This is a genomic window from Priestia sp. P5_B4 (genome assembly GCF_056400385.1).
The window spans coordinates 1-5,389 of record NZ_JBFULJ010000222.1 but is presented as its reverse complement, the minus strand read 5'-3'; the positions used below and the strand labels follow the sequence as shown (position 1 = coordinate 5,389).

The window sequence follows — 5,389 nt, the reverse complement described above, 5'->3', positions numbered from 1 at the left end:
TACCAACAGACTGACCAAGCTATTACTATCTTGGTCAGTCTGTTGGTAGGAATAGCGGGAGCAATGCTGAGAGAATATCTTGATAGTACAGTACGAAATGAACAAGATATTCAAGAACTTATCGGGCTTCCGATTATTGGACATATCGAGCTTGAGCCTCGAAAAATGAAGCGAAACCAAAAGCAAGGCAGTGATGAGGCAAAGACTAGGAGGGAGAACCTTGAGTTTTAAACGAAGAAAGTATCCATTTTCGCTGTATCAAGATGCTAAAACCATCAACCAAACAAATATKATTCGAAAAAATGTTGAGGTTCTGCTGAATAGTGAAGCCAAATGCCTGACAATCACATCAGCGGAAATGAACGATAAAAAGCCGCTTATGACGGCAAAGCTAGGGATTTCATTTGCTGAACAAGGAAAAAATGTTCTTCTTATTGACGGAAATGTCCATTGTCCTTCTCTTCATCAGCTTTTTCATCTCGGAAGTTCAGAAGGGTTAACGGATGTGTTAGTAAACAAGCAAAGCCGTCATTTACCGATTAAACAAACGTCGTACAAAGGACTGGACGTGCTTGCGGCAGGATCTCACTTTCGAAACGCATCAACATTATTTGTTTCCACGTACTTTGATGAGCTTATAGAAAGATGGAAAGAAGAATACGATTTGATTCTTTTTGAAACGCCTCAGTTTTTAGAAGAGACCGATTCTCATATTCTTGCAGCAAAATGTGATGCGACAATGCTTGTTGTGGAAGAACGCAAAACAAAAGCAGATGCCGTTGTCAAAACAAAAAATATGCTGGAAAAAGCGCGGATTCATGTACTAGGCGTTATTTGGAGTCCGTCTCACTAGCTCCTCACTTTATATAGAAGGAAGTGAAACGATGAATCAAATTGTCTCGAAAACGATTAGTGATTCCGACGTGCTAAAAAAAGAATTTACACTTTTTTACTCACTGTGTAAACGCATGTTTGATATTGTGATTTCGTTTATAGCTCTTGTGGTTTTGCTGCCTGTTATTTTGTTGTTTGCGCTTATTGTGATGATTGAAACACCGGGTTCACCTTTCTTTCTTCAAGAGCGTCTGGGTCAAAGCGGCAGGCCATTTACCATCATGAAGCTGCGTTCGATGTACAGTGACGCGGAAAAAAACGGAGCGCAGTGGGCCGTTAAAAATGACAGCCGCGTTACCAGAGTAGGAAAGCTGATTCGCCAAACGCGAATTGATGAACTGCCTCAGCTGTGGAATGTATTAAAAGGCGATATGTCGATTGTCGGTCCAAGACCTGAAAGAGCAGTATTTATAGAAGAATTTCAAAAAACACTTCCTGCATTTAGTCAGCGGCTTGCTGTTAAGCCTGGACTAACAGGCTGGGCACAAATTAACGGAGGATATGAGTTAACTCCAGCAGAAAAGCTGGAGCTCGATCTTTACTACATTCAACATACGAATATACGGTTTGACGTGAAGATTATGATAAAAACGCTAAGAGTCATTGTAACAGGAGACGGATCAAGATAGGAGAGGGATAACATGAAAAGAGTATTAGTTACAGGCGGATGCGGTTTTATTGGGTCACATATGGCAGAGCTTCTTTATCAAAACGGATTTGAAGTAAAGGTAATCGACAATCTATCAACGGGAAAAATAGCAAACTTAGAAAATCGAGGCATTTCTTTTCACTACGGAGATATTGTGAGTGAAGAATTAGATAAAGTATTTGCTGAGTTTAAACCTCATTATGTTGTTCACCAAGCGGCTCAAGTGAGCGTGGCTCATTCCGTTACTAATTTTCATCATGATGCCAACGTCAATATTCAAGGAACAATTAACATTATTAATGCATGTAAAAAGCACGGAGCTGAAAAAATCATTTTTGCTTCATCAGCTGCCGTGTACGGAAATACGAACGTTACTCCAATTACGCTTGCTCATCCAACGAGTCCAGCTTCACCTTACGGACTGTCAAAGTTTACGTCTGAAGAATATCTTAAGCTTGCTAAACAGCTGTATGATATTGATTACGTAATTCTTCGCTACAGCAACGTATACGGCCCACGGCAAAATTCACAGGGTGAAGGCGGCGTAATTTCAATCTTTTTTGACCGGTTTGTTACGAACCAGCAGCCAATTATTTACGGAAGCGGCCGTCAAACAAGAGATTTTATTTACGTGGAAGACGTGAGCCAGGCGTGTTTACAAGCCATTCAGTATGAAGGATGCGGCACGTTTAATATTTCTAATAACAGCAGCATCAGCATTAACGAACTCTTTTTCACAATGAAAAGCATATCCGGCAGTCACTTAACACCTGCTTATCACAGCGTGCGTGAAGGTGATATTGCAGACAGCAGACTATGCAACAAAGAAAGCATCAAAGTATTAAAGTGGTCGCCTGCTTTTACGCTTGAAAAAGGCTTAGCTAAAACGTATGACTACTATCACGAAACGCTAGCTCAGCGATTTGCTARAACGATGGAGTAAGAGGAATGTATGAAGAAAAATTCCATTTGGAAAAACATTGTTCACTTATTTATTAGTACCGTTGTATCACGTTTGTTAAATGCAGCTGCGCTTATTGTGCTGGCACAGTATTTAAGCGCCGCTAGTTACGGCAGGTTCAGCGTAGCGCTAGCTTTTGCGATGATATTAGGCTACTTTACCGACGTTGGTTTAAGCAATACGGTGCTTCGCGAAGGCTCTAAAAAGCAGGCAGACGTGGATCATCTTTTGTCATCGTATGTGAAAATGAGAATTTTGCTTTTGCTTGCGACGTTTGCAGGGGCATATATAGTGATTTCCTTGTTTTATCACGAACCGTCACTTGTAAAAATGATGTACTACTTGATTATACCGATGGTAACAGGACTTGCGATGCAAAGCATCGGGATTACGTATTTTCAGCTCACTGAACAAATGCATCATTTAGGAGCGATTCGAATCTATTCAGCTCTGTTGCTGGTGGTTCTGTTGACGGTTGGAATGCTGATGCATACAAGCGCGTTTTTTATTTCGTTTTTGTTTGGCTTTTCCTATCTTTTAGCCGGAGTATATGGACTGTGGATGGTGGGGAAAAGAGTATCGTTTAATTTGAAAAAGAAAGTTCAACGCGGGCTGCTAAAAAATATCGGCTCATTTATTGTAAGCGGACTGCTGATTATGCTGCTGCCGCAGCTTGGTCCAATCGTATTAGAAAATACAGTTCCGCTTGCAGCCGTCGGCGTGTTTGCCGTTGCCTATCGTATTCCATCGGCGCTCTATCAAGTTCCAGGAATTGTGGCGGGTGCTTTTTATCCAGTGTTATTTCGCCACTACAATCATCAGCAGACAGACAAACATTTAYAGTTAAATATTCTTCAAGTGAAGCTTATGAGTTTAGTAGGGATGCTAACGGCGCTTCCTTTTTATCATTTATCCGATCTTGCCGTGTCGTTATTGTTCGGAGAGAAATGGGCTGCAGCCGGAGATGCGTTAAAGTGGCTGTCGCTCATGCTGATTTTCCAAGGCTTAAGCGTAGCACTAGCAGACGGCTTAACAACAAAAGGACTTCAAGGAAGAAGAACGGGCATTCAGCTGGTTGCTGTTGTATCGGGAATTACTTTTTACTATTTTTTAAGCTCTGCTTATTCTGTGATGGGAGCCGTGTATGCCGCGCTTTTAATTGAAGGAATTTTATTTATCGGCTGCTGGTTATGCAATCCAGAAAGAGTCATCATTATGCGTAAAACTTTTCCAATCTTTGTTTGTTTATTTGGCAGTACGATTGTGCTTACCACGCTGCTGTTTTCGCAGCATCCGTTTATTGCGCTGTGTGTAAACATGCTGCTTGTGTTTCTGCTAACGCTGCTAGATAGGGAGATTAGAAATCAAGCGCTGAGCTATGTGCAAAAAAGTAAGCTAGTAAACGTAGAGAACAGAAAGGAGGCGCAAAATGGATAGTGTATACGTGCAAAATCGAAAACCGACCGTTTTGTTTTGCCTTTTTGTTCTTGTTACGTTAAGTAAATATAACGTGAATATTGGCTTTTCATTAAAGCCGTACATGATTTTTTTATTTGCACTTCTGCTGCTGAGCTTTGCTTCTTTTTACGTTTATAAGCTTCAAGCGTATGAAGTGCTGCTGCTTTTATTTTATCTTTTTTACTGTATGACCGGAGCGTTTTCTCTGTATCCTGAAGCAAGTCTTCGCATTATGCTAGGCGTTTTGCTTATCCTTGCTTGCTACTTTTTAATGAAATATGTGATAGCAGAGTTTCATAGCGGAAGTATCAAGCGTGCGTTAACCGGAGCCGGCATTCTTTTTAACGGCGTGAGCTTGCTGCTCTACATTGCAGGTCTTCAAGCGGTTCATTTTCAATTTGCATCCGATGTAGAAATTATTAAATGGGGCGTGATGATTGACCGCAGCTATCCGCGTTTAATTGGTTTACTGGATGATCCTAATATTTATGTATTTTATAATACGCTGTTTTTTACTTACTTTTTAACCAATAGCGATAGTTCTAAAAATAAAGTCGGACTTTTACTTAGTACATTAGCAAGCATTTTGACGTTTTCCCGAGGCGGATTAGTTGCTATGGTCACTGTGTTGATTCTGTACCTGTTCATTATGCGTTCCCTTAACAGTCTTAAAACCGTTCTTTCGTTTGTGTTTTTATTTGGTGTACTTGCTCTTATAGCTCATTTTATGACGAATTTTAACGTGTTCACCATTTTAACCGAACGAGCCGATGATTTTTTACATGACGGAGGAAGCGGAAGGTTTTCGCTGTGGAGCCGGGCATTTGAGTTTTTTTCATCTCATCCGTTTGCCGGAATTGGCGCTTTTAACTTTTCAGAGTACAACTTGTTTTACTACGGTGAAGCGCTGTACGTTCATAACACGTTTCTAGAGATTTTATCAGAGACGGGTATGATTGGCTTTTGTCTATATTTTAGCTTTTTACTTCTTGTGTTGCTTCAGCTTTTGAAACAAAAAATTCATAAAAAAGAGCCTTACTTATTTTTAACGTTTATTGGTTTTTTGCTTCAAATGATGTCGCTTTCGTTAATTGTAAATGAGCTGTTCTTTTTGTACTTAGCGCTGCTGTCAGGCTATTTACGAAATCATCAAAGTGAGGAGAGTGCGAGATGAATAACTTCAAATCTCAACCGGATCAGCCCCTCGTTTCAATCGTTACACCTGCCTATAATTGCGCAGCCTTCATTTCATCCACCATAAAATCCGTTCAGCAGCAAACGTACCCCAACTGGGAGCTGCTTGTGATTGACGACTGTTCGACAGATGAAACGGCTGAAGTGGTAAGGGAATTCAGTAGAAAAGATCAACGTATTCAGCTGCTTCAGCTTACAAAAAATTCAGGAGCCGCAGCGGCACGCAACGAAGG

6 protein-coding genes and 1 pseudogene are annotated in these 5,389 nt (G+C 40.7%); all 7 read left to right on the top strand.

The window, feature by feature from the left end:
* Nucleotides 1-231 (top strand): annotated as a pseudogene (locus tag AC1DRF_RS15905) (hypothetical protein); the annotation flags it as partial.
* Nucleotides 221-853 (top strand): CpsD/CapB family tyrosine-protein kinase, encoded by a 633-nt coding sequence (locus AC1DRF_RS15900; RefSeq protein WP_477741124.1) that lies wholly within the window; start codon nt 221-223, stop codon nt 851-853. The pseudogene AC1DRF_RS15905 and the gene AC1DRF_RS15900, both read left to right, overlap by 11 nt.
* A gap of 31 nt (nt 854-884) precedes the next feature.
* Nucleotides 885-1,523, top strand: a complete 639-nt coding sequence (locus tag AC1DRF_RS15895; RefSeq protein WP_477741123.1) for a sugar transferase — start codon at nt 885-887, stop codon at nt 1,521-1,523.
* 12 nt (nt 1,524-1,535) lie between these two features.
* On the top strand, nt 1,536-2,486 hold the full coding sequence (locus AC1DRF_RS15890) for an NAD-dependent epimerase/dehydratase family protein (protein WP_477741122.1): 951 nt from the start codon (nt 1,536-1,538) through the stop codon (nt 2,484-2,486).
* Nucleotides 2,487-2,495: 9 nt separating this feature from the next.
* On the top strand, nt 2,496-3,941 hold the full coding sequence (locus AC1DRF_RS15885; protein ID WP_477741121.1) for an oligosaccharide flippase family protein: 1,446 nt from the start codon (nt 2,496-2,498) through the stop codon (nt 3,939-3,941).
* Complete coding sequence (locus tag AC1DRF_RS15880) at nt 3,934-5,136, top strand: O-antigen ligase family protein (protein WP_477741120.1); 1,203 nt, start codon at nt 3,934-3,936, stop codon at nt 5,134-5,136. Before AC1DRF_RS15885 ends, AC1DRF_RS15880 begins: the two co-directional genes overlap by 8 nt.
* Nucleotides 5,133-5,389, top strand: a 257-nt coding sequence (locus AC1DRF_RS15875; RefSeq protein ID WP_477741119.1) for a glycosyltransferase family 2 protein, incomplete at its 3' end; no start/stop codon positions are given. The genes AC1DRF_RS15880 and AC1DRF_RS15875, both read left to right, overlap by 4 nt.

Excerpts from the sequence above, each read along its gene's own strand:
- AC1DRF_RS15880 (WP_477741120.1), top strand. The coding sequence starts at position 3,934 with ATGGATAGTGTATACGTGCAAAATCGAAAACCGACCGTTTTGTTTTGC.
- AC1DRF_RS15895 (WP_477741123.1), top strand. The coding sequence starts at position 885 with ATGAATCAAATTGTCTCGAAAACGATTAGTGATTCCGACGTGCTAAAA.